Below are 255 nucleotides of genomic sequence, written 5' to 3' on the forward strand. Positions count from 1 at the left end.
CTTGACACTGAACACTGGTCCTTGATGTGTAGGATAGGTGGGAGGCTTTGAAGCGTGGACGCCAGTCTGCGTGGAGCCAACCTTGAAATACCACCCTTTAATGGCTGGTGTTCTAACGTAGACCCGTAATCCGGGTTGCGGACAGTGTCTGGTGGGTAGTTTGACTGGGGCGGTCTCCTCCTAAAGAGTAACGGAGGAGCACGAAGGTTAGCTAATCCTGGTCGGACATCAGGAGGTTAGTGCAATGGCATAAGC

General features: G+C 52.9%; 1 rRNA gene. It reads left to right on the top strand.

Annotated elements, in window-relative coordinates:
• Positions 1 to 255 (top strand): 23S ribosomal RNA (locus tag M8014_RS00035); the annotation flags it as partial.

It is taken from the genome of Silvania hatchlandensis (genome assembly GCF_025564065.1).
Classification (GTDB): Bacteria; Pseudomonadota; Gammaproteobacteria; order Enterobacterales; family Enterobacteriaceae; genus Enterobacter; species Enterobacter hatchlandensis.